The sequence below is a fragment of the Streptomyces sp. NPDC048436 genome (genome assembly GCF_043200355.1).
Classification (GTDB): domain Bacteria; phylum Actinomycetota; class Actinomycetes; order Streptomycetales; family Streptomycetaceae; genus Streptomyces.
Genome location: NZ_JBICXP010000002.1, coordinates 361,450 through 385,489 on the forward strand (window position 1 = coordinate 361,450; position 24,040 = coordinate 385,489).

General features: G+C 71.6%; 21 protein-coding genes. 11 read left to right on the plus strand and 10 right to left on the minus strand.

What is annotated here, in order from left to right; translation table 11 throughout:
- Window positions 1-2: 2 nt before the first annotated feature.
- From ACGFX9_RS08210 to ACGFX9_RS08225, 4 genes are read left to right on the plus strand one after another with little or no spacing between them, the layout of a single operon-like run.
- Window positions 3-1,724 carry a thiamine pyrophosphate-dependent enzyme gene (locus ACGFX9_RS08210; protein WP_393466633.1) on the plus strand — a complete coding sequence of 574 codons (1,722 nt, stop codon included), beginning with the start codon at window positions 3-5 and terminating at the stop codon, window positions 1,722-1,724.
- 16 nt (window positions 1,725-1,740) lie between these two features.
- On the plus strand, window positions 1,741-2,688 hold the full coding sequence (locus tag ACGFX9_RS08215) for a PDR/VanB family oxidoreductase (RefSeq protein ID WP_393466636.1): 948 nt from the start codon (window positions 1,741-1,743) through the stop codon (window positions 2,686-2,688).
- 18 nt (window positions 2,689-2,706) lie between these two features.
- A complete protein-coding gene (locus ACGFX9_RS08220) occupies window positions 2,707-2,931 on the plus strand; it encodes a recombinase-like helix-turn-helix domain-containing protein (RefSeq protein ID WP_393466639.1) in 225 nt (74 codons plus the stop codon).
- Between the two features lie 5 nt (window positions 2,932-2,936).
- Window positions 2,937-3,980, plus strand: coding sequence for a Rieske 2Fe-2S domain-containing protein (locus tag ACGFX9_RS08225; RefSeq protein WP_393466641.1), 1,044 nt, complete (start codon window positions 2,937-2,939; stop codon window positions 3,978-3,980).
- Here the strand turns inward: ACGFX9_RS08225 and ACGFX9_RS08230 are convergent.
- Window positions 3,962-4,504 (minus strand): MarR family winged helix-turn-helix transcriptional regulator, encoded by a 543-nt coding sequence (locus tag ACGFX9_RS08230; protein ID WP_393466643.1) that lies wholly within the window; start codon window positions 4,502-4,504, stop codon window positions 3,962-3,964. The two genes, ACGFX9_RS08225 and ACGFX9_RS08230, sit on opposite strands and share 19 nt — an antisense overlap.
- Window positions 4,505-4,697: 193 nt before the next feature.
- Between ACGFX9_RS08230 and ACGFX9_RS08235 the strand changes: the two genes are divergently transcribed.
- From ACGFX9_RS08235 to ACGFX9_RS08245, 3 genes are all read left to right on the plus strand, one after another.
- Window positions 4,698-5,369: a FadR/GntR family transcriptional regulator gene (locus tag ACGFX9_RS08235; RefSeq protein WP_393466646.1), complete on the plus strand. Its 672-nt coding sequence runs from the start codon at window positions 4,698-4,700 to the stop codon at window positions 5,367-5,369.
- A 136-nt stretch (window positions 5,370-5,505) separates the two neighbouring features.
- Complete coding sequence (locus ACGFX9_RS08240) at window positions 5,506-6,600, plus strand: PAC2 family protein (RefSeq protein WP_393466649.1); 1,095 nt, start codon at window positions 5,506-5,508, stop codon at window positions 6,598-6,600.
- Between the two features lie 307 nt (window positions 6,601-6,907).
- A complete protein-coding gene (locus tag ACGFX9_RS08245) occupies window positions 6,908-8,749 on the plus strand; it encodes a S8 family peptidase (RefSeq protein WP_393466653.1) in 1,842 nt (613 codons plus the stop codon).
- Window positions 8,750-8,821: 72 nt separating this feature from the next.
- Here the strand turns inward: ACGFX9_RS08245 and ACGFX9_RS08250 are convergent, their stop codons facing one another.
- The 5 genes from ACGFX9_RS08250 to ACGFX9_RS08270 form a co-directional block, all read right to left on the minus strand.
- Window positions 8,822-11,878, minus strand: a complete 3,057-nt coding sequence (locus ACGFX9_RS08250; protein WP_393466655.1) for an NPCBM/NEW2 domain-containing protein — start codon at window positions 11,876-11,878, stop codon at window positions 8,822-8,824.
- Window positions 11,879-11,992: 114 nt separating this feature from the next.
- Window positions 11,993-13,222, minus strand: coding sequence for a cysteine--1-D-myo-inosityl 2-amino-2-deoxy-alpha-D-glucopyranoside ligase (gene mshC, locus ACGFX9_RS08255; protein WP_393466658.1), 1,230 nt, complete (start codon window positions 13,220-13,222; stop codon window positions 11,993-11,995).
- A 75-nt stretch (window positions 13,223-13,297) separates the two neighbouring features.
- The gene (locus ACGFX9_RS08260) at window positions 13,298-14,119 is read right to left on the minus strand and encodes an SCO1664 family protein (RefSeq protein WP_393466661.1); all 822 of its coding nucleotides are present in this window, start codon (window positions 14,117-14,119) and stop codon (window positions 13,298-13,300) included.
- Window positions 14,083-14,673, minus strand: a complete 591-nt coding sequence (locus ACGFX9_RS08265; protein ID WP_393466663.1) for a DUF3090 domain-containing protein — start codon at window positions 14,671-14,673, stop codon at window positions 14,083-14,085. The genes ACGFX9_RS08260 and ACGFX9_RS08265 overlap by 37 nt, the downstream gene beginning before the upstream one ends.
- Before the next feature lie 81 nt (window positions 14,674-14,754).
- Window positions 14,755-15,441, minus strand: coding sequence for a histidine phosphatase family protein (locus ACGFX9_RS08270; protein ID WP_393466666.1), 687 nt, complete (start codon window positions 15,439-15,441; stop codon window positions 14,755-14,757).
- Window positions 15,442-15,503: 62 nt separating this feature from the next.
- Here ACGFX9_RS08270 and corA point away from each other — a divergent pair, with 62 nt between their 5' ends.
- Entirely contained in the window at window positions 15,504-16,502 is a 999-nt protein-coding gene (gene corA, locus ACGFX9_RS08275; protein WP_393468288.1) for a magnesium/cobalt transporter CorA, read from the plus strand.
- A gap of 14 nt (window positions 16,503-16,516) precedes the next feature.
- Here the strand turns inward: corA and ACGFX9_RS08280 are convergent, their stop codons facing one another.
- Complete coding sequence (locus ACGFX9_RS08280) at window positions 16,517-17,305, minus strand: ferritin-like domain-containing protein (RefSeq protein WP_393466669.1); 789 nt, start codon at window positions 17,303-17,305, stop codon at window positions 16,517-16,519.
- A 221-nt stretch (window positions 17,306-17,526) separates the two neighbouring features.
- Entirely contained in the window at window positions 17,527-18,576 is a 1,050-nt protein-coding gene (locus tag ACGFX9_RS08285; protein WP_393466673.1) for an LLM class F420-dependent oxidoreductase, read from the minus strand.
- Between the two features lie 164 nt (window positions 18,577-18,740).
- Here ACGFX9_RS08285 and ACGFX9_RS08290 point away from each other — a divergent pair, with 164 nt between their 5' ends.
- Both ACGFX9_RS08290 and ACGFX9_RS08295 read left to right on the plus strand, forming a co-directional pair.
- On the plus strand, window positions 18,741-19,721 hold the full coding sequence (locus ACGFX9_RS08290) for an aldo/keto reductase (RefSeq protein WP_393466675.1): 981 nt from the start codon (window positions 18,741-18,743) through the stop codon (window positions 19,719-19,721).
- Window positions 19,718-21,943 (plus strand): helix-hairpin-helix domain-containing protein, encoded by a 2,226-nt coding sequence (locus ACGFX9_RS08295; RefSeq protein ID WP_393466677.1) that lies wholly within the window; start codon window positions 19,718-19,720, stop codon window positions 21,941-21,943. The genes ACGFX9_RS08290 and ACGFX9_RS08295 overlap by 4 nt, the downstream gene beginning before the upstream one ends.
- Window positions 21,944-22,000: 57 nt before the next feature.
- Here the strand turns inward: ACGFX9_RS08295 and ACGFX9_RS08300 are convergent, their stop codons facing one another.
- Window positions 22,001-22,789: a hypothetical protein gene (locus ACGFX9_RS08300; RefSeq protein ID WP_393466680.1), complete on the minus strand. Its 789-nt coding sequence runs from the start codon at window positions 22,787-22,789 to the stop codon at window positions 22,001-22,003.
- Between the two features lie 47 nt (window positions 22,790-22,836).
- Between ACGFX9_RS08300 and ACGFX9_RS08305 the strand changes: the two genes are divergently transcribed.
- Entirely contained in the window at window positions 22,837-23,025 is a 189-nt protein-coding gene (locus tag ACGFX9_RS08305; protein ID WP_393466682.1) for a DUF5703 family protein, read from the plus strand.
- 80 nt (window positions 23,026-23,105) lie between these two features.
- Here the strand turns inward: ACGFX9_RS08305 and ACGFX9_RS08310 are convergent, their stop codons facing one another.
- Entirely contained in the window at window positions 23,106-23,903 is a 798-nt protein-coding gene (locus ACGFX9_RS08310; protein ID WP_393466685.1) for a chaplin family protein, read from the minus strand.
- Between the last annotated feature and the right edge of the window lie 137 nt (window positions 23,904-24,040).

Genomic DNA, 24,040 nt, shown 5'->3' on the forward strand with positions numbered 1-24,040 from the left:
CCATGCACTACGCCACCGGAGGCGATCTCCTCGTCGCCGTCCTGCGCGAACTCGGCGTCGACACGGTCTTCGGGATCGTCAGCGTGCACAATCTGCCGCTGGTCGAGGCCGTCGACCGCGAGCTGCGGTTCGTGCCGGTCCGCCACGAGGCGACCGCCGTGAACGCGGCCGACGCCTACGGCAGGGCCCGCGGCTCCCTGGGCTGCGCGCTCACCTCGACGGGTACGGGTGCGGGCAACGCGGCCGGCTCCCTGGTCGAGGCGCTCAGCGCGGGCACCTCCGTCCTGCACGTGACAGGGCAGGTGGAAGCCGAGTTCCTCGGCAGCGGCCGGGGCTTCATCCACGAGACCAAGGACCAGCTCGGCATGTTGCGCGCGGTCTCCGCGTACGCCGCGACGGTGCCCTCGGCCGACGCGGCGGGCCGGATCCTGCGCGAGGCGGCCCGCGCGGCCCTCGCCACGCCGGGCGGCCCGGCGAGCGTGGAGTGGCCGGTCGATCTGCAGTACGCGGCCCAGACCGACACGGCGCCGAACGCCGCGGGCACAGCCGACCCGGCCCCCGCGCAAGCCGAGGCCCCGACCGGGCCCCAGCTTTCCCCGGGCCCACAAGGGGCAACCGCGTCCCCGGGCAACACCGGACCCGCCCACCCCACACCCGCCGCGTCCGAACTCGCCGCAGCCCAGGCCCTCCTGGCGACCGCGCAGCGCCCCCTCATCTGGGCCGGCGGCGGTGCCACCCGGGCCCGCTCGGAGCTGGCCGCGCTGCTCGAAGCCACCGGCGCGGGGCTGCTCACCTCCAACTCCGGCCGGGGCTCCGTTCCCGAGGACCATCCGCAGGTCATCGGGAACTTCGCCACCACCCCGGCGGCCCGGTCCCTCCTCGCGGACGCGGACCTGCTGCTGACCATCGGCACGCACTTCCGGTCCAACGAGACCGCCGACTACGGGCTCGCGCTGCCCGATGCGCACCTCCAGATCGACGTCGACGCCGACGCGCTCGGCCGCGTATACCCGGCCCGGCACGCCCTGCACGGCGACGCGGGCGAGGTCCTCGCCGCCCTCCTGCCGCACGCGCGCCGGGCCGACGCACACTGGACGCGGCGCGTCAGCGCCGTCCGCGAGGACGTCCGAGCCACCCTGCACGACAACATCGGCCCCCAGGCCGCGATCTGCGACGCCATCCGGGCCGCGCTGCCCCGCGCCGCGGTCGTCGCCCGCGACGTGACCATCCCGTCCAGCAGCTGGGGCAACCGGCTCCTGGAGATGTACGACCCCCGCGACAACATCTTCCCGCGCGGCGGCGGCATCGGACAGGGCCTGGGCATGGGCATCGGCGCGGCGCTCGCACGGCCGCAGGAGCCCACCGTGGTGATGGCGGGCGACGGCGGACTCGCGGTGCACCTCGGCGAACTCCTCACCCTCGCCCAGGAGAAGCCGCGACTCACTCTGATCGTCTTCAACGACGGCGGCTACGGCGTGCTCCGCAACATGCAGGACCGCTACAGCGAGCGCCGATCCGGAGTCGACCTCGCCACCCCCGACTTCGAACTCCTCGCCCGTGCCTGCGGGTTGGCGTACGCCCGGATCACCGACGAGGAGCACGCGGAGCCCGTGATCAGCCGCGCCGTCGCCTCCGGCGGGCCGACCCTCGTCGAGGTCGACCTGGCCCGGCTCGGCCCCATGAAGAACCCGTTCACCCCGCCCGTCAAGATCCCCGGCCAGTGAGGAGGACCGACCCCACATGAGTGAGTACGAGAGTGAAGGCGAACTCGCCCTGCTGGTACGCCGTATGAGCTGGGAGGCGGACGGAGTCCTGTCCGTCGAGCTCGTCCACCCGGACGGCAAGCCGCTGCCCGCCTGGAGCCCCGGAGCACACCTCGACCTCCACACAGGCCCTCACGTACGCCAGTACAGCCTCTGCGGAGACCCGCGTAACGCGACGGCCTACCGCATCGGCGTACTCGACGAACCGTCCTCACGCGGCGGTTCGCGACACGTGCACACGAAGCTGCGGCCCGGCCAGAGCGTCACCGTCTCCGAACCGCGCAACCACTTCACCTTGGAAGACTCGCCCGGCTACCTCTTCATCGCGGGCGGCATCGGCGTCACGCCCCTCCTCGCGATGGCACGCGAGGCGGCACGGCGCGGGGCCGACTGGCGCATGGTCTACGGCGGCCGGAACCGGGACTCCATGGCCTTCGTCGATGAACTGGACGCCCTGGGCGGCGACTTGACAGTCGTACCGCAGGACGAGGTCGGGCACATCGACCTGGCAGGGGCGCTCGGCGGGCTGCCCGATGGCACGCTCGTGTACTGCTGCGGCCCGGAGCCGCTGCTCACCGCCGTGGAGGCCCTCTGCCCCGCGGACCGGCTGCGCGTGGAGCGGTTCGCCGCGCCCGTCGTGGAGCGGGGCGGCGACGACGCGGCGTTCGAGGTGGAGTGCCGCACCTCGGGCCGCACCCTCTCCGTCGGCCCCGACACGTCCATCCTGCAAGCCGCGGAGGCCGCGGGCCTGAGCGTCGACAGCTCCTGCCAGGAAGGGATCTGCGGCAGCTGCGAGACCCGCGTCCTCGACGGTATCCCCGACCACCGCGACTTCCTGCTCAGCGACGCCGAGCACGCCGCGAACGCCTCGATGATGATCTGCGTCTCGCGCTGCGCTTCCGGCCGCCTCGTCCTCGACCTGTAATTCCCACTGGAGGCAAGAGTGACCACCACCTGGCCGTACCTGGACATCCACCAGTCCCGTACGCACGAGCCGACCCCCTACGAGTTCAAGCTCGCCGCCACCCTCGAAGAGGTATTCACCAAGGACGGCCATGAACTCGCCGATGTCATACGCGGCTTGAACGCCCGTCAGGTCCACGCGCCCGACGGCGCCCAGTGGACCGAGGAGTCCTTCCGCGCCGAGATGAACCGACTGGGAGCGTGACCCCGATGACCAGCCCGACTGCCTTGAGCGCTGCCGCCGACCACATCTACGCCACCGGTCTGCGCAACCAGTGGCACCCCGTCGTCCCCTCGGACTTCGTCGCCCCCGGCGCCATGCGCAAGGTCACCGCGCTCGGCGAGCAGTGGCTCCTCTTCCGCCGCTCCGACGGCGCCCTGTCGATGCTCGCCGACCGCTGCCCGCACCGCGGGGCGCCGCTCTCCCTGGGCAAGCACCTCGGTGACCGGGTGGCCTGCTGGTACCACGGCGTGGAGGTCGAGACGGACGGCACCGTCTCCTCCGTACCGGGCCTGCCCGGCTGCAATCTGGAGGGCAAGAAGCTCGTCACGTCGCTGCCCGTGCGGGAGATCGGCGGCGCGATCCTCGCGTACTTCGGCGACGAGCGGCATCCGGAGCCGGCCGAACTGACGCTGCCCGAACCGCTCACCGACCCCGACGTCGACGCGATCCTGTGCTACGCGGAGTGGGACGGGCCGTGGCGGTACGCGGTGGAGAACCTCCTCGACCCGATGCACGGCGCCTTCCTGCACCACGAGTCCCACACGATGTACGACGGCGACACCACCGCCAAGTTCCGCATCCGGGAGACGGACCGCGGCTACTTCTTCGAGAAGACCGACCAGCGGGGCGTCAACTTCGACTGGGTCGAGCTGTGCCGCACCGGCGTGGACTGGGTCGACCTGACCATTCCGTATCCGCCGTCGGCCGGACCCGGCGGCCCGTTCGGGATCGTCGGCATGGTCTGCCCGGTCGACGAGAACCGCACCGGCGTCTTCTTCTGGCGCTACCGCCGCGTGCGGGGCTGGCAGCGCGACACCTGGCGCTTCCTCTACAAGACCCTCATCGAGGAGCGCCACTGGCAGGTCCTCGAACAGGACCGGGTGATGCTGGAGGCGATGCCCGCCGACGCGGACCAGCGCGAGAACCTCTACCAGCACGACCTGGGCGTGGTCCGGCTGCGCCGGATGTACCGCGCGGAAGCGGAGGCTCAGGCCTCGGGGGGCGCGGAGGCTCAGACTTCGGGTGTGTGAGGTTCGTCGGAATCGGTGATGGACCGCTCCAGCTTGGACATCAGGCGGGCCAGCTGGCGGCACTCGGCCGGGGAGAGTCCGTCGAGCATCCGGCGTTCGTTGTCGAGATGCTCGGCGAACACCTCGTCGATCTTGGCGAGGCCCGTCCCGGTGAGCCGTGAGTAGACGACACGGCGGTCCTCCGCGTCGCGCTCGCGCACGATCAGGCCGTCCTTCTCCAGGCGGTCGATGCGCAGCGTCACCCCGGCCGACGAGACGAGACCGGAGTCGGCGAGCTGGCCCGCCGTGAGCCGGTAGGGCGCCCCGGCCCTGCGCAGCGCGGTCAGCACGTCGAACCCGGCGACCGCGAGGCCGTGCCGCTCGATCGCCGTGGTGAGCCTGGTGTTGTAGCGCAGGAAGGTGCGGTGCAGCCGCGCGAGGACCTCAAGGGGCGAGGTGTCGAGCTCCGGCCGCTCCCTTGCCCAGTCCTCGATGATCGATGCGACCGCGTCCCGCTGGGCCCCCGCCGACTTCTTCCCGGCCATGTGCCGTAGCCTCCCTCTCGCCCGTCCCGCGGTCAGTTCGGTCAGTACGGAAATCTTAGCCCTGAGAGAAGTACGGGGGTCATCCCGGACCCACGTGCGTGCGGACCTGCATGAAGACGTGCATGAAGACCACGGGACACGCCATAATCGTCCGATACATCGGATGTCTTCTGTCTTGTGAGGCGAGGTCCCCATGGCTGTCACCGACGAAGCCATCGAAAAGATCAAGGGCATGATCGTCTCCGGCGCGCTGCGCCCCGGCGACCGGCTGCCCAAGGAGAGCGAACTCGCCGCCGACCTGGGCCTTTCGCGCAACTCCCTGCGCGAGGCGGTGCGCGCCCTCTCGCTGATCCGCATCCTCGACGTACGGCAGGGCGACGGTACGTACGTCACGAGCCTGGACCCGCAACTCCTGCTCGAAGCCCTGAGTTTCGTCGTCGACTTCCACCGCGACGACACGGTCCTGGAGTTCCTCGCGGTGCGCCGCATCCTGGAACCGGCGGCCACGGCGATGGCGAGCACCCGCATCACCGAGGCCGAACTCGACGTGCTCGGCGCCCAGTTGGACGCCCTTGGCCCCGCGCCCTCGGTGGAGGAGCTGGTCGCCTGTGACCTGGAGTTCCACCGCGGCATCGTGCAGTCGTCCGGCAACTCGGTGCTCTGCTCGCTCCTCGACGGCCTCTCCGGGCCGACCACCCGGGCCCGCGTCTGGCGCGGCCTCACGCAGGAGGACGCCGTGAGCCGCACCCTGCACGAGCACCGCGCGATCCTCACCGCCCTGCGCGACCGCGACGCGGAGGCGGCCCGGTCCTGGGCGACGGTGCACATCGCGAGCGTCGAGCAGTGGCTGCGCTCGACGCTGTGAACAGCCGCCGAGGGAGTGCGCGGGTCTCTCGCGGGGCAGTGATCCCGTCACTCCGACCACGCAAGGGGGCTGCGGAGGGCCCCGCCGGACGCCGTAAGGTTGGGGCGTACGTAAAGGACGTCGGAAGGAGGCCTGGGTGATCGAGCTCGAGGGGGTTCCCGAGCTGGTCGACCCGGTCATGGTGGCCGCGTTCGAGGGCTGGAACGACGCCGGCGACGCCGCCTCCACCGCGGTCGCGCATCTCGACAAGGAGTGGAAGGGCGAGGTCTTCGCGGCGCTGGACGCCGAGGACTACTACGACTTCCAGGTCAACCGCCCCACGGTCTTCCTGGAAGGCGGCGTGCGCAAGATCACCTGGCCGACGACCCGGCTCTCGGTGATCCGCGTGGGCGGTGACAAGCCGCGTGACCTCGTGCTTGTCCGCGGGATCGAGCCGTCGATGCGCTGGCGGTCGTTCTGCAACGAGCTCCTGGGCTTCGCCCATGAGCTGGGCGTCGAGCTGGTGGTGGTCCTGGGCGCCCTGCTCGGTGACACCCCGCACACCCGCCCGGTCCCGGTCAGCGGCGTCACCTCCGACCCGGACCTGGCCCGCACCATGGACCTGGAGGAGACGAAGTACGAAGGCCCTACGGGCATCGTCGGCATCCTCCAGGAGGCGTGCACGCACGCGGGTGTCCCTGCGGTCAGCCTGTGGGCAGCCGTCCCGCACTACGTCTCGCAGCCGCCGAACCCGAAGGCCACGCTGGCGCTCCTGAACCGGCTGGAAGACCTCATCGGCCTGCGGATCCCGCTGGGCGATCTCGCCGAGGACGCGCGCGCCTGGCAGGTGGGCGTGGACCAGCTGGCGGCCGAGGACAGCGAGGTCGCCGAGTACGTCCAGTCGCTCGAAGAGGCACGGGACACGGCCGAGCTGCCCGAGGCGACCGGTGAGGCGATCGCCCGCGAGTTCGAGCGTTATCTGCGGCGGCGCGACGGCGGCGGCCCTCCGCAGTCCGGCACGCACGCCACGGAGGGCGGCGAAGCGAGCCCGTTTCTGCGGGACAGCCCCGGTGGCGGTGACCGCACGCGACCGCCGAGGCCGCAGCGTCCGGAGGCGGAAGCCGAGACGGATGCGGAGACAGGTACCGAGACGGACACCGCGGCGGACGCCGACGCGGGCAGCGAGACGGACACCGCGGCGGGCAGCGAGAACAGCGGTGAAACCGGACCGGCCGATTCCTCCGAGGACTGACCGGGGCGGCTGACCGAGCGCGACCCAAAGTGGGGCGGCATCCGAACGGGTGCCGCCCCACTCCGCTGTCGTGTTCCGTCATCACCCGTGCCGGATTCGGCGCGAATGCACCCGGCGGATGGCCGGATCAGGTCGCGCGTTGCCTCCCGGACGAAATACGCAAGCGTCATCGATCACCTTGATTTCCAACGCAGTTGGGGCAAAGAGGGTGGACGGGCGCGCCGGGCGGTAGCAGGGTGTGCCCGGAGTACGCGGCCACAGCGCGCGGCGGCACGGCACCCGCGGGACCGAAGGGAGCGGTGAGGCGATGACCGACCAGGCAGAGCCGGCAGGGGGCCCGGGATCCGGTGGCCCCGGGCCGGGCGGGGCGGGGTTCACGTATCAGGCGTCCGAGGAGGAGCTGATCGTCGTCGCGCGCCCCGAGGCCCGGCTGCGTGCCGAGGCGGAGGGTGTCCGCTCGGCGGCCGACTCCGACGTGTCGGCCCTGAACATGTTCCTCAGCGATGAACAGCTCGTCCTGGAGCCCCTGTTCGGCGACGAGGAAGAGCTGCGGTCGGCGGGCGGCCAGGACACCGCCGCGGGCGACGACGACGCCGTGCCGGACCTGGCGCTCTTCTACCGGGTGCGCGGCGGCGAGGGCAGGGCCCAGGAACTGCGCTCGCGGATGGCGGCGCTGCCGGGGATCGACTCGGCCTACGTCAAGCCTGGCGCCGTACCGGCGTCGCACTCGGGCTCGCCCGACCTCGGCGGTCCTGGCTCGCCCGACCCCGGCGACCCTGGCGGTTCCGGCTCGCCCGACCTCGGCGACCCTGGCGGTTCCGGCTCGCCCGACCTCGGCGATGTCGGGCCCCGCAAGGAGGGCGCCCCCGTCACCCCCGACTTCACCGCCCGCCAGGGCTATCTGCGCCCGGCGCCCGAAGGCGTCGACGCGTACTGGGCGTGGCAGCGGCTCGGCGGTTCGGGCGAGGGCATCACCGTCATCGACATCGAGGGCGCCTGGCGGCTGGGGCACGAGGACCTGACCGGCAAGCTTGCCGGTGTGGTCATCGGCACCCCGATCCAGGACGTGGCCTGGCGCAACCACGGCACCGCGGTGATGGGCGTGATCGGCGGCGACCGCAACTACGTGGGCATCAGCGGCATCGCCCCGGAGGCCACCACCGCGGCCGCCTCCTTCCAGCCCCTCGGCACAGCGGCCACGATCCACGCGGCGGCGGAGCGGCTCGGCCCCGGTGACATCGTGCTGATCGAACTGCACCGGCCTGGCCCACGGTTCGGCTTCGAGCCGCGCGACGACCAGAAGGGCTACATCGCCCTGGAGTGGTGGCCGGACGACTACGCGGCGATCCGGTACGCCTGCGCGAAGGGAGTCATCGTCGTCGGCGCGGCGGGCAACGGGGCGCAATCCCTGGACGACGCGGTGTACGAGCGCAGGCCCGATGAGTTTCCGGCGTGGTGGCAGAACCCCTTCAACCCCTCCCACCCGCCGTCGGGTGCGGTCCTGGTCGGCGCCGGCGCACCGCCTCCCGGCACGCACGGCCGCGATCACGGCCCGGACCGCTCCCGCCTGGAGTTCTCCAACTACGGCGCGCGCGTGGACGCGCAGGGCTGGGGCCGCGAGACCACCACGACCGGCGGGTCCTGGAACCAGCCCGGCGATCTGCAGGGCGGCGGCGACGAGATCGCCTGGTACACGGACACGTTCTCCGGCACCTCATCCGCCTCGCCGGTCGTCGTCGGTGCCCTGACCTGTCTGCAGGGCATGTTGAAGGCCGCGGGCCAGCAGCTGATGACTCCGGAGAGGGCCCGTGCGGTGCTGCGCTCCACGGGCTCGCCGCAGCAGGACGCGCCGGGCCGCCCGGCCTCCCAGCGGATCGGCAACCTCCCCGACATCAAGTCGGCGGTCACGAACCTGCTGCCGTCGGCGGTGGGATCGGGCCGGGCCGAGCGCTACTGGGACGAGCTGATCCCCTACCCGCCCGAACTCCCGCCACGGCTGCGGCTGTTCGTGGCCGGTGAGTGGCGCAATCTGCACCACCCGTCCCCCGAGATCCGCCAGGCGGTGCACGCCGCCTTCGCGGGAGGCCACCCCGACGTACGCGTGTGGTTCTCGGATGTCGACATCGTCGGCCTGGTCGTCGCGGGCTGAAGCCCGTCGGCAGTGCGGCGGCGCCGGGCGGGGTCGACCCGCCCGGCGCCGCTCACTCAAGGCGGAAGGGTCTCAGCCGCAGCTGAACTTCGCCCCGGCCCAGTCCGCGTGGTCCCCGCTCTTGGAGCCGTTGGTGTCGGTCACCTTCAGCTCCACGTGCCGGGCCCCGCTCACATCGACATCCACCGGGACGGTCGCCGAAGCACCCGTCACCCTCGGCGAGGTCCACAGCACCTTGCCGTCTGCCTCGACGGAGAAGGCCACCTCTCCGTAGCCGTTGATCTCGTCGTCGATGCCCACGTCGGCGGTGAACTTCGCGCACTGCCCGCCCGTGTAGACCTCGATGGCGGAGTCGGCGTGGGTGCCGATCCCCTTCTCGTACGTCTTCCCGGCGAGGGTCAGCGTGTGGCCGTCGGCGGCGCCCGACTCCCCGTTGCTGCGGTCCCGTTCGGCGGGACCGTAGCCGTTGGTGGACTTCAGCCACTCCAGGTCGCTCGCCCAGGCGTCGGCGGACGGCGCCGGAGGCATGACGGCGACCGCGATCCGCTGCGTGGCGGTGCGGTCCTGGCCTGCCGCCCGGTAGCGGGCCCTCGCGGTCAGCGGCTGCTCGCCGGGGCGGGCGCCCTTGGGCGGGGTGACGGCGACCTCCACGCGGCGCGTGGACCCGGCCGGGACGCGGTCGGCGTTTGCCCGGCCCGCGGTCCAGCCCTCCGGCACGTCCAGGGTGACGTCGACGCCGGTGGCGTCCCGCGTCCCCGCGGTGACGTCGACGGCGACCTTGCCCGCCGTGCCCGCGCCGATCTCCTGTCCCGCGGGAGCGCTGACGGCGGCGCTCGCGCCGGGCACGGCACCGCCGACCGCGCTGGTGTCGTCCAGTTCGAGCGTGAAGGCCCGGTCCGTACGGAGCGCCGCCGTCTTCACCTCGACGACGCCGCCCCGGTCGTCCCGGTCGTAGAACCAGCCCTGCGCCGCCTTCTCGTACGCCTCCTTCGAAGCGAGCCGCGGCAGCTTGTCGCCGCCCAGCTCCACCCGGCTCGGCGCGTCACCGGTGTGCAGCGTGAACGCGTAGGGCCGCTCGGTCTGCTTGCCGCCGAACTCCCCCTTGCTCGCGCCGATCCGCACCCGTACGTCGCCCGCGCCGGAGCGGGGCGCCTCGACGTCGGCACGCTGGGTGGCGTACTTGCCGTCGCGGTGCTGCCTGGTCTCGCCGTCGTCCTCGTACAACTCGAAGGAGGACTTCCCCTGCGGGTAGATGTCCCAGGCGAGCGGAGACGTGGCCGTGCGGTCCTTGTAGGACCTGATGCCGGGCCACATCGGCACGGTGGCACCGCCCTTGACGAAGAGCGGCAGGGTGTCGAGGGGCGCGCTGTAGCCGTCGACCGTGGTCGGGCCCTGATAGGTGCGACCGCTCCAGTAGTCGGTCCACGTCCCCTTGGGGAGGTAGATGCCGTCCCGGACGGTCGTGTCCTTGTAGACGGGCGCGACGAGGAAGTCCTCGCCCGCGAGGAACTCGTACTTGGCGGCGTCGGTGGCGGCCTTCGGGTCGTCGGGGTATTCGAGGGCCAGCGGCCGGACGGCGCCGACGCCCGTCTCGGTCGCCTCGTGGCCGTACGAGTAGAAGTAGGGCAGCAGCGATTCGTGCAGCTTGAGGTACTTGCGATTGATGGAGGTGTAGGGCTCGCCGTGGCGGAAGGGCTGCTTGTCGGTGGCGGCCCAGCCGTCCATCGTCATCGTGACCGGCAGGAAGGACTTCCACTGCAGGTCACGCGCGTACGTCTTGGGGCTGCCGCCGAAGATGCCGTCCACGTCACCGGTCGTGTAGGCCATGCCGGACATGGTCGCGCCGGCGTACGTCGGGATCTGCCAGCGGATGTACTCCCAGCTGCCGCTCTGGTCGCCCGACCACTGCACCCCGCAGCGCTGCGCCCCCGACCAGCTCTCGGGGGCCCAGGTGAAGCCGCGGGCGTCGCTGTTGTCCTCGATGCCCTTGTAAGCGTCCTTGCAGCCGTCGAGCGCCTTCTTGTAGCCGTCGCCGACCCAGGCGACGTCGAGCTTGGCGATGCGCTGGCCCGCCTTGACCTGGTCGGCGATCTTGTCGATGCCGTCCTCGGTCCACAGGCCCATCTGCATGTCGCGGTCCTGGAGGCCCTTGGCGGTCTCGGCGAGGTCTTCGTAACCGCAGCCGTAGCCGTCGTTGACCAGCATCCAGCCGCCTGGCATGTCGTGCTTCTTGTACTCGTCGGCGACTTTCAGGGAGTCCAGGGTGTGGCGTTCGCCCTGGTTGGCGTTGTGGAGGTAGCAGTCCGCGTCGCCGATCTCCAATCCGTAGATGGGCGGCAGGAAGGGTTTGCCGGTGAGCTTCGTGTACTGGCCGATGACTCCCTTGACGTCCTTCTCACCGCGCCCGGCGAAGTAGTAGGCGTCAAAGCGCTGTTCCTTCGCGGTGGCCGTCACCGGCTCGGCGAAGTCGTAGGTATTGGGCGCGTACGTGTTGCGGAAGACTCCGTAGCCCTGCGAAGACAGGTAGAACGGCACGGAGTTGGGGTGCCCGCCGTCGTCCCAGTTGTAGTCGACGCTCACCTCGACCTTCTTGCCACGGTGCGAGGTGTTGCCCCGCCCGTTCTGCATGCCCGCGCCGTAGTACTGCTCGTCGGCGCCGCGGGCCAGACTCTGGGTGGTGGCGTCCTTCGTCCAGCTCAGGCCCTTGGACTCGGCCCAGACCTGAGTGCCGTCGGCGCGGTACAGGGCGAAGCGCAGCGGGGACTTGTAGGCGCGCAGGGTCACCTTGGAGGTGCTCAGTTCGTAGCGGTCGCCCTTGTCGGCCCACTTGGTGCGCGGCGGGTCCCCCTGGGGCAGGACGATGTCCTTGCCGGTCGGGTCGGTGAAGTCGCCGCCGGGGGCGAGTTCGAGCCGGAACGTCTCGGCCGACACAAAACTGACGCGGGCCTCGGCCTTGCCCGCGGTGAGGCGGTAGACGGAGCCGTCGGCTGCGAAGTCCGTGACGTCCCCGACCGTGGTCGCGGGCTCGTCGGCAGCCTGCGCCGCGCCGCCGGGACCGGCGAACACCGCGAGGAGGCCTAGCAGGGCGGCGGCGAGCGCCGCCCGTCTGAAGCGGGTGGGTGATCTCATGGCGGAGGTCTAGCGCCTCAAAGGGCGCCAGGGCCATGGACTTTGATGGGGCCGCTCCTGGACTTCCGGAGCGGCCCCTTCAGTGAACCGGTGGCTACAGGTGGCTACAGGTGACTACAGGGCCACGCCGAGCAGCGCGTCCACCGCACGCGATACGACTCCGGGGGCGCCCTCTTCCGTACCGCCCTTGGCGGCCTGGCGCGCCGCCCACGCGTCGACCGCGGCGAGCGCGGCCGGTGCGTCCAGGTCGTTGGCCAGGGCTTCGCGGATCTCCTCGACGAGGGCGTCGGCGGAGGGTCCGTCGGGCCGCGAGACGGCGGCACGCCACCGGCCGAGCCGCTCCACGGCCTCGGTCAGGACCGAGTCGGTCCACTCCCAGTCCGCGCGGTAGTGGTGGGCGAGGAGCGCGAGACGGATGGCGGCCGGGTCGGTCCCGTCCCGCCGCAGCTTCGAGACGAAGACGAGGTTGCCCTTGGACTTCGACATCTTCGCGCCGTCGAGAGCGACCATGCCCGCGTGTACGTACGCCTTCGCGAACGGGTACTCACCGGTGAGCGCCTGGGCGTGCGAGGCGCCCATCTCGTGGTGCGGGAAGGCGAGGTCGGATCCGCCGCCCTGCACGTCGAAGCCCATGCCCAGGTGGTCGAGGGCGATGGCCACGCACTCGATGTGCCAGCCGGGCCGGCCGCGGCCGAGCGAGGCCCCGTCCCAGCTCGGCTCGCCCTCGCGGGCCGCCATCCAGAGCATCGGGTCGAGCGGGTCCTTCTTGCCCGGGCGGTCCGGGTCGCCGCCGCGCTCGGCAGAGAGCAGCTTCATCGCGGCGACGTCGAGGCCGGACACCTCACCGAAGTGGGGGTCGGACTCCACGGAGAAGTAGACGTCGCCTTCGAGCTCATAGGCGGCGCCCATGTCCCTCAGGCGTTCGACGAGCGGCACGATGCCGGGTATCGCCTCGACGGCTCCGATGTAGTGCTGCGGCGGGAGCAGCCGGAGGGCGGTCATGTCCTCGCGGAACAGGGCGGTCTCACCCTCGGCGAGCTCGACCCAGTCCTTGCCGTCGCGGATGGCTCGTTCCAGGAGCGGGTCGTCCACGTCGGTCACGTTCTGGACGTAATGAACCTGCCGCTTGGTGTCGAGCCACACGCGCTGCACGAGGTCGAACGCGTTGTAGGTCGCCGCGTGACCCATGTGGGTGGCGTCGTACGGAGTGATGCCGCAGACGTAGATACGGGCGACGGGACCGGGGTCAAGGGTGACGAGACCACCGGTCGCGGTGTCGTGGATCTGGAGGTCGCGGCCCTTGCCAGGCAGGGCGGGGACCTCAGAAGCGGGCCAGGCATGCATGCAATGAGCCTAACCGGACGGAGCTTCCACATACGAGTGGGGGATCAAGGTTCCTCCAACGCCGCGGGGCAGCGTCTAGACCGGCGGCCACGGAATGGCGGGCCAGTCACCGCCCGGTACGGGGTGCAGGCCGGACGACAGCAACGCGCCCACCCGCCCGCGCACCGCGTCCACCTCGGCCGCCGTGATCAGCTTGCCCAGGCGGACGGCGAGCGGCGCCTCGTCGGCCAGGGCGTCCCGCAGGGTCTCCAGGGCCCCGACCGCCTCGGGGGTCAGGGGCTCCCCCGCCCAGCCCCACAGGAGCGTCCGCAGCTTGTCCTCGGCGTTGAAGGTGACCCCGTGGTCGATCCCGTACAGCCGGCCTTCGTCGGTCAGCAGGTGGCCGCCCTTGCGGTCCGCGTTGTTGATCACCGCGTCGAGCACCGCGAGCCGCCGCAGGCGTTCATCGTCCGCGTGTACAAGCAGCGCGGTCCGGCCCTCCCCCACGTCGGCGAAGCCGATCGCCTTCCAGCCATCGGCCGGCTCCTCGCCTTGGACCAGGGCGAGGAGCTCCGCGTCGTCCGAGCCCTCGATCCACAGCTGGCACATGCCCTCGCCGTGCGGCCCGTCCCGCAGCACGGTCGGCGGGACCAGGCCCCATCCCGTCGCCTCGGAGACCTCGTACGCGGCGACCTCACGCTGTGCGAGCGTCCCGTCGGGGAAATCCCACAGGGGCCGCTCCCCGGCGACCGGCTTGTACACGCAGGCGGCTTCCCGGCCCTCGTAGGCGACGGAGCAGTAGAGCACCGCGTTCGAAGCCTCGCGGATCCGCCCCCGCACGGTCAGCTCACCGCGCTGGAGCAGATCGAGGGCGCCGGAGGTCACGCTCCCCGCCGGTATCCGTTCTGCCGCGGGCATACGTGTCCTTCCGGGTCGAGGGGGAGGCTGCACAGCGGGCACGGCGGCCGGCCCGCGTTCACGACGTCGAGGGCGCGCTTGGCGAACGCGCGCGCCTGCGCCCCGGAGAGCCTGACGCGCAGCATCGGCGGCCCGTTCTCGTCGTCCTGCAGAAGCCTTTCCTCGGCTTCCGCGAGGTCCTCGTCGGATTCGGCGTCGAGCTCGACCAGGGCCTGCGCCTCGACGATCATCCGCTCCTCGTCGCCGTCCCAGGCGAGCGCCATCGTGCCGACGCGGAATTCCTCCTCGACGGGCGCGTCGAGGGGCGCGCTGTCACTGACCTCCGAGGGGGCCACGGCGGGCACGGGGGTGTTGCCGCCGCTGCGGCGCACGACCTCGTCGAGCAGCTCTTCCATGCGTTCGGCGAGGGCGGCGACCTGGGTCTTCTCCAGGGCGACGCTGGTCACCCGGCCGGCGCCGGAGGCCTGGAGGAAGAAGGTCCGCCGTCCGGGGAGTCCGACGGTTCCGGCCACGAAGCGTTCCGGCGGGTCGTAGAGGAACACCTGACGCGACACGTCCTGTCTCCATTGGGATCGACTGCGGTTGATCATTTGCGCTTGTTCGACGCGACGACAGCACCCTACTGCGGGCGACGATCACGGTGCTCCCGCATCGCCACCCACCGCCGCGTCGCCCCCGGACGGCTCCGCACGGGGCGCGAGCGACCCGAAGTCGCCGGTGTCCCCCAGGCGTACGAGGAAGGGCCGCAGGCGCGTGAAGCGGATCGCGGTGACGGAACAGGGCTCTACGGAGATGCGCTGGAAGAGGTCCAGGTGGAGTCCGATGGCGTCCGCGACAAGGGACTTGATGATGTCGCCGTGCGAGCACATGAGGTACACGGCGTCCGAGCCGTGATCGCGCTCCACGCGCGCGTTCCACTCGCGTACCGCCTCGGCCGCCCGCGTCTGCATGGCCCGCATGGACTCGCCTCCCGGGAAGGCGGCCGCCGACGGATGCTGCTGTACGACCTCCATGAGCGGCTCGCCGGACAGCTCGGCGAGCTTGCGGCCCGACCAGTCGCCGTAGTGGCACTCCCCGATGCGTTCCTCGGTGTGCGACCGCAGGCCCGGCCGCGCGGCGAGCAGCGGCGCCACGGTCTCCTGGCAGCGCTGCAGCGGGCTCGTGACGACTTCGGCGAGCGGCAGTTCCGCGAGGCGGCCGGGGAGCGCGGCGGCCTGTGCGGCGCCCCGCTCGTCCAGGGCCACGCCGGGGGTCCACCCGGCGAGCAGACCCGCGGTGTTGGCGGTGGATCGTCCGTGCCGGACGAGGATCAGCGTGGGCATGCTGGCCAGCCTAAGCCGCCGAGGGGGTGCGTCCCGAGCAGAGGTTCGGAAGAATGCCCTCCGTGATCGTGGACTGCGCGCTGTACCAGGACGGCCGCCGGGCCGAGTGCCAGGCACACTTCTCCGATGCCCTGAGACAGGCGCGTGCGGCCGGGGACGCATTCGTCTGGGTGGGGCTTCACGAACCGTCGGCGGAGGAGTTCGCCGAGGTCAGCAGGGAGTTCGGGCTGCATCCGCTGGCCGTGGAGGACGCCTTGAAGGCGCATCAGCGGCCCAAGCTGGAGGTCTACGACGACTCGCTGTTCGTGGTCCTCAAGCCGGTGGTGTACGAGCCGGACAGCGACTCCGTCTCGTCGGGTGAGGTCATGGTCTTCATCGGCGACGCCTTCGTGGTGACGGTCCGGCACGGCGAGGGCTCGCCCCTCGGCGCCGTACGCCATCGCATGGAGGAAGACCCCGAGACGCTCAAGCACGGTCCGACGTCCGTCCTCTACGCGATCGCCGACGCCACGGTCGACCACTACCTGGACGTCGCGGGCGAGCTGCAGACCGACCTGGAGGAGCTGGAGGCGGAGGTCTTCTCGCCCGACAGCGGGGGCACCCGCAACACGGCATCCCGGATCTACCGGTTCAAGCGCCAGATCGTGGAGTTCCGCCGCGCCACGGGACCGTTGGCGATGCCATTGATGCGTCTCTCCGGAGCGGGCACTTTCGGCCCCGCCGTGCCCTTCGTACAGGACGCGGCACAGCCGTTCTTCCGGGACGTCAGCGACCATCTGACGCGGGTGAACGACTCGGTGGACAGCCTCGACCGCCTGGTCTCCGACATCCTCTCCGCGCACCTGGCGCAGATGAGCGTGCGGCAGAACGACGACATGCGGAAGATCTCGGCGTGGGCCGCCATGGCCGCCGTCCCCACGATGATCGCGGGCATCTACGGCATGAACTTCGACCACATGCCCGAGCTGCACTGGGTGTGGTCCTACCCCGCCGTGATCCTGCTGATGGTCGCGCTCGAATTCTTCCTGTACCGCCAGTTCAAGCGCCGGGGCTGGCTCTAGCCCGCCCCCCGGGGTCAGGCGAACTCGTGCGCGGACGTGGCGGGCCCGCCGAGTGCGTCACGGTGCTCGGGCATCCGCAAGGACACCATCCGCCGCCAGCCGCCGAGGCGTTCGTACGCGTACATGGCGTGGATGCCCGCGGTGAGCACCGCGGACTTGGCCTTGGACCAGCCCAGGATGCGCCCCATGTGGTCCATCACGGCGAGGCTGACGTCCCGGTAGACCCGGATCTCGGCGAGCGCGCACTCGCGCAGGGTGGCCTGGATGGCGCGACCGTGCCCGGCGGCGGCGAACCGCAGCAACTCCTCGTGGCAGTAGGCAAGATGACTGTCCTCGTCGTTCGAGATCATCTTGACCGCGCGGCCGACGACGGGGTGCTCGGCGAAGTACTTGCGCAGCAACCGCATCTGCTCCGAAGCGCGCTGCTCGGTGACCCTGCTGTGCGCGAGATACGTGACGATGTCCGCCACCGTGAGCGGTTCGCTGGCCTTCAGCTTCGCGTGCGCGAGACCGATGCCGTGCTTCTCCAGAAGCATCGTGTAATCGGCCTCCTGAGGAACCTCGACCGGGTGCAGACCCCGCTTGCGCAGCAGGGCGTTGAAGATGCGTCCGTGCTTGTCCTCGTCGGCGCCGTGCCGCACCACCTTGGGGGCGAGACCCCGCTCGCTCGCGGGGATGAGCTCCGCGATGCGCCCGTTCTCCCAGCCGCCCTGCGACTCGCCGCTGGCCGCGATGGAACAGAAGAGCCGGAACGACTCGTCGTTGTCGAGGATCTCCTCGAAGACGCTCTTGGCCGAAAGCATCAGTGGCACCTCCATGCGCTCCACGCGAACCTCCGCAAAGAACTAGTCAAATGCGGTGGCGCTGGCGCGGCAACAGGTGCCGGAGGCGGCTGCGCCGAACGGAGGACAACCGGCACCGGACGGGCCCGTAACCGAGGGACGCCGTGACGCGTTGTGCCCCGTGACGGCCGTGGCGGGGAAGACCCCCGAGCCCCCACCACGGCCGCAGAACTTCCCCCCCTCTACGCCAGGCCGGCGCGCTCCATCGCCTGCGTTCCGGCGCGCAGGGCCGTCAGCCGCTCCTCCAGGGTGAAGCCCGCGGGAGACAGCGTGAGCGTGGTGACCCCGGCCGCCGCGTAGGCCTGCATGCGGTCGGCGATGCGGTCCACGGAGCCGAGCAGCGTGGTCGAGTCGATCAGCGCGTGCGGCACGGCCGCGGCCGCACCCTCCTTGTCGCCTGACAGGTACTTCTCCTGGATCTCGGCGGCTTCCTTCTCGTAGCCCATGCGCTGGGCGAGCTGGTTGTAGAAGTTCTGCTTGCGGCTGCCCATGCCGCCCACATAGAGCGCGGTGTAGGGCCTGAACATGTCCGCGAGGCCACTGACGTCGTCGCCCACCGCGAGCGGCAGCGTCGGCACGACGTCGAAGCCGTCCATCGTCTTGCCCACCTTCTCGCGCCCCGCGCGCAGGTGGCGGACCGCCGTCTCCTCCAGGTGCTCGGCGGAGGGGAAGATCAGCAGGGCTCCGTCGGCGATCTCGCCGGTCTGCTCCAGGTTCTTGGGGCCGATCGCGGCGACGTACAGCGGGATGTGCTCACGCTGCGGGTGCACGGTGAGCTTGATGGGCTTGCCCGGCCCGTCCGGCAGCGGGAGCGTCCAGTGCTCGCCCTCGTAGCTGAGGCGCTCGCGGGTCATCGCCTTGCGGACGATCTCGACGTACTCGCGGGTGCGGGCCAGCGGCTTGTCGAACTTGACGCCGTACCAGCCCTCGGAGACCTGCGGTCCCGAGACGCCGAGCCCCAGCCGGAAACGGCCGCCGGAGAGCGAGTCGAGCGTGGCGGCGGTCATCGCGGTCATCGCGGGCTGCCGGGCCGGGATCTGGAAGATCGCGGATCCGATGTCGATACGTTCGGTCTGCGCGGCCACCCAGGACAGCACCGTCGCGGCGTCCGAGCCGTACGCCTCGGCGGCCCAGCAGACCGCGTAGCCGAGCTTGTCGGCCTCCTTGGCGACGGCGAGGTTGTCCGCGTCCATCCCCGCGCCCCAGTAGCCGAGGTTGATCCCGAGCTGCATGGCCGAATCCCCTTACTGAGCAGTAACGTCCCTGTGCCGGGGACTGTAGCGCGTGCGTGCGAGGCTCGTCAGCGGCGGGCGCGGGGGTGACCGAGTTCTCCACAGGCACGGGTTTGTCCACAGCCCCTCACGCCGCTGGGGCACGGCCAGTAATCTCAGCGCTCATGGAGCAGAGGCATCTCGGCCGCACCGGCCTTCGCGTGTCCCGGATCGGACTCGGCACCCTCACGTGGGGACATACCGACGAGAGCGACGCCGCCGACCTGTTGAAGGTGTTCTGGGAAGCGGGCGGCAGCCTCGTCGACACAGCGGATGTGTACGGCGACGGGGAGGCCGAGTATCTGCTCGGCCGACTCATAGAACGGCTCGTGCCGCGGCGCGATCTGGTCATCGCGACCAAGGCGGGCAGCGTGCCCGACCCCGACCGGCGCTTCGACGGCTCGCGGGGCCACCTCCTCTCCGCGCTCGACGCCTCCCTGGCCCGCCTGGGGACGGACCACGTGGACCTCTGGCAGGTGCACGCCTTCGACCCCTGCACGCCCCTGGACGAGACGCTCCAGGCCCTGGACATCGCCGTCAGCAGCGGCCGGGCACGCTATGCGGGCATCTCCAACTTCTCCGGCTGGCAGCTCGCGAAGGCCGCCACGTGGCAGCTCGCCGCCCCGGGCACGCGCACGCGCCTGGCCAGTACGCAGATGGAGTACTCCCTTCTCCAGCGCGGCGTCGAGCGGGAGCTGCTGCCCGCGGCGATGGACCTGGGCGTGGGCCTGCTGCCCTCGTCGCCGCTCGGCAGGGGCGTGCTCACCGGGAAGTACCGCCACTCCACCCCGGCCGACTCGCGCGGCGGCTCCGAGCATCTGGCGCCGTTCGTCGCGCCCTACCTCGACGACGCGGCGAGCCGCATCGTGGACGCGGTCTCCACGGCCGCGGACGGCCTCGCGGCCACGCCCCTCCAGGTGGCCCTGGCCTGGGTGCGCGACCGCCCCGGAGTGACCGCGCCGATCGTCGGCGCGCGCAACGCGCAGCAGCTCACGGCCGCATTGTCAGTGGAGACCCTTAGTCTTCCTGACGAGATCTGCCAGGCGCTCGACGATGTGTCGGCGCCCGTGCACCGCTACCCCGATCACGACTGGAGCACGCTGTGAGTACGGAGCCGGAAACCGACGCCGCGGAGGAAGCGGAGGCCGCCGCCACCGCTGACGCCGCTACAGCTGACGGCGCTGACGGCTCCGCCGCTACCGACGCCACCGCGGAAGCCACTGCCGAAGCCGCGGCCGAGGACACTGCCGAAGGCACTGCCGAAGGCACTGCCGAAGCCGCCGCCGAAGCCAAGGAGCTCTCGGAGACCGAGGCGGAGATCGCCGCCCAGCGGGAGCTTCTGGAGCGGATCGCCGAGCGGAAGGCCGCCAAGCAGGGGCCCGTCGACGCGGGGGCCAAGCTCAGTGGCAAGGCCGCCGATCTGCTGGCCGCGGTGCGCGCCGTGGAGAGCGGGGAGCGGCCCGTCACCAGCGCGTTCCATGAGCCCGAGCCGGCGCCGCGCAGGGCCGCGCCCGAGCCCGCGCGACGGCCGCAGCCCATGGCGGCGGCCGCATCGGGCCCCGGCGAGGAGGCCGTGGACGCGGTCCGGGCCGTGCTCGCCGAAGGCGGGGCTCCCGCGGCGCTCGCCGCGCGGACGGCGGCGACGCTCGGCGAGGGCGCCGACGCTCGACTGCGGGACGATCCCTGGCAGTTGCTGCGGGTCAGCGGTGTGCGCACGGAGCAGGCCGACGGTTTCGCGCGGGCGCTGCTCGGCGCGGAGTGCGCGCCGGACGACGAGCGCAGGGGGCGCGCGGTCACCGTCTGGCTCCTTGAGCAGGCGGCCGTCGCGGGACACACGGCCCTGGACGCGGCGGCGCTCACCGCGGCCCTCGGTCAGCGCGCCGTACCCGATCCGAACGCTGCCCTGCAGAGCGCCATCGCGGAGGGCGACATCCTGGTCTTCCAGGACGCCATCGAGACACCGGGGGCGCCTGCCCCCGCACGGCCGGAGCAGGCGGAGAACGACGACGAGGGCGAGGAGCCCGAACAGCCGGTCCGCGTCCTGGTCGGTCTCGAGCAGTACGCCCTCGCCGAGGAGAGCCTGGCCGACGGGCTCGCCCGGGTGATCAACTCCCTGCCCAAGGAAGAGGATTCAGGGCCGGGGGCCGCCGACTGGGAGTCCGCCGCGGGTGAGGCGTCCGGTTCCACCGCCGAACTGATCCGCGCGGTGGCCGGCCACGGCCTCGTCCTGCACACCGGCGGCGAGGCGGCACGCGCCGAGCCCGCAGCCCTGGTGAGTGCCGCGGCGGGGCTCGGCCTGCGGGTGTGGGCGGTCACGCACAGCTCCGCGGGCCGGCGGCGCGTCTCGGGACTCATCCCCGAATCGGACGAGGCGGGCACCACGACCGTGGCGGGGCTGCTCTCCGGCGAGCAGGGACCCGGGCGGGACCGCGACGGGGCGCTGGCCCTCGACCTCCTGGTGGTCCTCGACGCACCGCAGCTGGACGTGGAGAGCGCCGCAATGCTGGTGGAGTCCCTGCCGGACGGCGCCCGTCTGGTGCTGAGCGGCGACCCGGGGGTGCTGTGGTCGGCGGGCCCCGGGCGGGTCTTCGCGGACCTCGTCGCGGCGCGCTGCTGCCCGCAGGTCGTCTCACGCGTCCCGGACCCCGGCCCCATCGGGGAGCTGGTCTCCGGGGTCGGCATCGGCGAGCTGAACCAGGTCGAGGCGCCGGGCAAGGAAGTCGTGATCGTCCCGGTGCGCGACGCGGGCGAGGCGGTCCACCGCACGGTGCAGCTCGTGGCGGACTCGGTGCCCCGGGCGATCGGAGTGCCCGCGGAGGACACCCAGGTGATCACTCCCGGGCACGGCGGCGCCGCGGGCACGCGCACGCTGAACACCGCGCTCAAGGAGCGGCTGAACCCCGGCCCCGGCCGGTTCGGCGGCTTCGACCCCGGCGACCGCGTCGCCCACGTCCCGGTGCCCGGGCGTACGACACTGGGCCGCGTCCTGCGGGCCGACGCGGAGGGGCTGCACCTGGAGTGTGACGGCGCCCCCGTCGTCGTACCGAAGGAGCAGGTGGAGCAGACGGTGCGGCACGCCTGGGCGCTCACCGCGCACCAGGCCGTGGGGCTGAGCTGGCCCGCGGCGGTCGTGGTCCTGCCCGGCGACGCGACCGCGGCTCTGAGCAGGCCCTGGGTCTACACCGCGTTCAGCCGCGCCGAGCGGCACCTGTCGGTGGTGCAGGGCGCGGAGCAGGCGCTGCCGCACGCGGTGGCGGACATCCCCGCGAAGCCGCGCACGACGCGCCTCCAGACCCTCCTGCGCCCCCAGATCCCGGCGGCGACCTGAGCTGAGCGGAGCCGCGCGCTGCGGGCCGATCCGGTCCGCAGCGCGCGGCCCAGGGGCTCAGCGGTCCGCGTCCAGCGGGCTCCTGTCGTCATCCACGTCGACGACGTCCGCGGCATCGTCGGTGTCGTCGGCGTCGTCGGCGTCGTCTCTGTCCTCGCCGTCTTCGAGTTCCTCCAGCGCCGCCGCCACATCGGGGTCGATGTCGAGGCCGTCGTCGTCGCGGTCGTCGTCGAAGACCGCGCTGACGTCGAAGCGGCAGACGACCCGGTGCGGGTCCGCCTGGTCGAAGGGGGTGTCGAGCCACTCCCCCGGCTCCGCGGGCTCGTCCGCCGCGGTGACCCAGAGCGTGGAGTCGCCCTCCTCCAGGCCGAACTCCTTGTGCCGGGAGGCGATCTCGTCCGGTTCGAACTCGCCGAAGAGGACACCGAGCGCGGCGTGCACACTGCTGCCGGCGGCCGCGGCCGCGGAGCTCTCGTCGACCGCCTGGTCCGAGTCGAGTGCCGCCACCCGCTGGGCCTGGGCCAGGAGCCGCTGTGGCTCCGCGACGGCGTAGTCCCTGCGGATCAGCACGCTGAGCGCGTTCGCCTCCTCCGGGCCCTGGTACGGCGGCAGCACGCCGCTGTCCGAGCCTGGGATCTCGAAGGGGGTGACCTCGTCATAGCGGTCGTAGAGGAGCTCGTCGTACTCCTCGGCCGCGGCGGCCAGCTCGTTGAACGCCTCGTAGACAGCCGGGTCGTCCTCCCCCGACCTGCGTTCGACCGCGGCAAGGTGACGGTCGAGCGCGGTCTTGACCGCCTCGGCGGCGGCGCGTACCTCGGCAGCGGTGGGCTGCGCAGCATCAGACATAGTGCAGACGCTATCCGTACCGGGCCCGTGCTTGCACAATAGATGCGATGCCGGAATACGAATTTGTCGACGTGTATGTCCCGCGCGGGGTCACCCGCAAGGAAACAACACGCCTGCTGACGGACCACGCGGAGTACGGACACTGGGAGTTGGACCGCCTGAGCCTGCGCTCGGACGGCAGCCGCAGGGTGCGGCTGAAGCGGCGGATCATCCGCCAGCTTCGGGCCACCTGGTGACGTGAGACAGCGAGAACGGAGGGCCCCGCGGTCGGGGCCCTCCGTTCTCCGTACCGATCAAGCGGTGCCGCGCACCCGCGTCAGGCCGCCGAGCGCGACCTGCGGTACAGCACCGTTCCCGCGAGCAGCATGCCCGCGCCCACCGGCAGCACGACGCCCATCGGCAGCTCGCTGCCCGTCTGGGCGAGCGACTCCGAGCCCTTCGGCTGCGTGATGGTCTGCGTCCCCGGCTGGTTCGGCAGAGCCCTGTCGTCCGAAGGCTTCTGAGCACTGGGAGACGGCGGAATGTTCCGGTCCCCCGAGTCCCCCGATCCCCCCGGCCCACCCGGATGTCCTGGATGTCCTGGATGTCCAGGCTTCTCCGGCGTCTGAGGGCCGCCCGGCGGCTGCTCAGGCTTCGTCGGCGGCTTCTCGCCGCCCGGCGGGGGCGTCCCGCCCGCGTCGTTGCCGCATTCGTTGCCCATGGTCGCGTTGCCGAGACCACCGATGGTGACGCTGTTGCCGCAGACGTTCACCGGTACGTCGACCGGCAGCTGCACGTCATTGCCCGAGGCGACACCGGGTGAGTCGCCGGTGTGCCCGTGGGCCGTGGAACCGCCGCCCGAGGGCTTTCCGTGACCGCTGCCGCCCTTACCGGAGGTATTGGCGCAGCTGTTGCCCGCCGCGGGGTTGAGCACCCCGACGACGTTGACGGTGTTGCCGCACACGTTGACCGGAGCGTCCACGGGGAGCTGGACCGAATTGCCGGAGAGCACACCCGGCGAATCCGACGCACTGCCCGCGGCACCCGAGTCGGCGTGCGCGTATCCACCGCTGATGGCGAGTACGCCTGTCGCGGCCGCCACCGTGATCAGGCCTTTTCGCGTGACCTGTCGCATAGGTTTTCCCTGCCTTCTGACCTTCCGGAATACGTACGCGCTTCATTGCGCGAACGCGGAATGCCCGAAGGCCCCGGAGTGCATGGCACGCACTCCGGGGCCGACGGACTCAGACCCTCTTGGGGTGAGGCACGAAC